At 62.5% G+C, this 1753-nt stretch carries 1 protein-coding gene and 1 pseudogene; both read right to left on the bottom strand.

Going from position 1 to position 1753, the window contains the following annotated elements; translation table 11 throughout:
• A pseudogene (locus ACMO6A_RS09855) lies at positions 1–229 on the bottom strand (hypothetical protein); the annotation flags it as partial.
• Positions 230–262: 33 nt separating this feature from the next.
• Entirely contained in the window at positions 263–1342 is a 1080-nt protein-coding gene (locus ACMO6A_RS09850) for a DMT family transporter (RefSeq protein ID WP_227111549.1), read from the bottom strand.
• Between the last annotated feature and the right edge of the window lie 411 nt (positions 1343–1753).

Raw genomic sequence — 1753 nt, 5'->3', positions numbered from 1 at the left:
ACGTCACGTCGTAGGTCACCGCGGACAGCCCGGACGCCTTGGCGAAGCCCAGCAGGCCGTCAAGCGACATCATCTGGACGTGGTCCTCCGTGCGCTCGGCGATGTCGAGCTCGGCCGGGAAGCCCTGGACGCCGCTCTTCTGGAACACCTCGCTCAGCTGGTCTTCGTTCAGCGGAGCCTCGAACTCGACCTCGGTGGCGATGTGGGTCATGTTGCTCGTGATCTTCATAGGTGCACGTTCCTTTCCTAGCGGTCGGCTCGGCTAGCTGAGAGCTTCCCGCTCTTGCTCTTGGTCGAGCCGCGCTTCAAGGTTCTCGCGGATCTCCTCTTCCTTCTCGATCTTCTCGCCCTGCTTGCTTGCAGCTGCAGTGGAGAAGAAGATCTGGGCGACGCCACCGCAGACGATGAGCGCGCCGCCGATGATCTGGAAGGTGGTCATGGTCTCGCCGAACATGACCAGGCCCAGAAGCGACGCCATGATGGTCTCCTGGTAGGAGATGGCGGCCAGCTCGCCGGCCTTAAGGCGTTTCGTGGCATGGGTGAGCAGGTAGAACGCGCCGAAGCCGGTGATGAGCGCTGCGGCGATGAGCACGACCCAGGACGAGCCGGGCATCGTGAACATGTTCCACGCGTGGGTGATGATCTGGCCCGAGGCGTCGAACTGCGTCACGCCGTTGATCTTCTCGGTGTAGGACAGCGGCTGCAGGAAGAAGTGGTGCCAGACGAGCAGCACGACGATGGACAGCGAGCCGAACAGGAAGTTCCACCAGGAGCGGACGTTGGAGTCGCAGTCCTCGCGGTAGCGCGAGAAGAACAGGTACAGGCCGTAGGCCACGCCGGAAGCGAAGGCGATGGCGTTGCCGAAGGTGTACTTCGGATCGAGGTCGAGGGTCAGACCCTCGGGCGTGACGATGCCGACGATGAACAGCATGCCGACGACCACGGCGGCGATGCACAGGACGCCCTTGATGTTGAGCTTTTCCTTCAGGAAGATCGCTGCCAGGATGGTTGAGTAGATGGGGCCGGTGTAGATGAGGAACGATGCGTTCGCCAGCGTGGTGTACTGCGTAGACAGGCAGTACAGGCCAGAGAGCAGGCCCAAGAACACGCCGGAGAGCAGCATCATGCCGGAGAAACGGGTTTCCTTGATCTTCTTCCAGCTTCCGCCGACGAAGCAGAAGATGAGGGAGAGGGCGATCAAGCCTGCGAAGTTGCGCCAGAACGACACGAAGTCGCCGGGTGCGTCGATGAAGCGGGTGAAGGCTCCGATACCGCCCATCAGCGACGATGATGCGAACATCATGACGAAGCCGATAAGCTTGTACTTTGCTTGTTGGTTCATGTATCCCTCCTTGGAGCGGAGTCGTGTCGACCGGGTCCTTGACGGGGACGCCTTGCCCGTTTGCGGGCGAAAGGGTAGGGGTACGACGAGGCACGCGGACGCTGCGGCGCCGCTTTCGACATGAATGTGATGATACGGGAGCAAATCGGCCGGCCTCTGGGAGACGCTTCGTGCAAGGAACGCCGTCGCATTGCACGAGACGGGATCCTTGGAGGCCGGAACTTCGGGATGAACCGGGGCTCGCTGTAAGGGGAGCGAGCCCCGGTATGGGCTACGCGACTAGTCGTTCCACATCTCCGGGCGAACCAGGGTCGGGTCGGCGACGCGGTTCGGGAAGTAGTCGAGGCACTCGCCCTCGCGGTAGACGTCGGCCGTGGAGCAGTGCAGGCCGCCGCCGAAGGCGTAGGCGCC

Origin of the sequence: Eggerthella sp. (assembly GCF_048329335.1) — a bacterium.
GTDB lineage: Bacteria > Actinomycetota > Coriobacteriia > Coriobacteriales > Eggerthellaceae > Eggerthella > Eggerthella lenta.
Note: the sequence above shows the minus strand (reverse complement) of the source record. Positions and strands in the feature narration are given on the sequence as shown.

Bases quoted from the DNA above. Each gene is read 5' to 3' on its own strand.
- ACMO6A_RS09850 (WP_227111549.1), bottom strand. From the start codon at position 1,342: ATGAACCAACAAGCAAAGTACAAGCTTATCGGCTTCGTCATGATGTTC.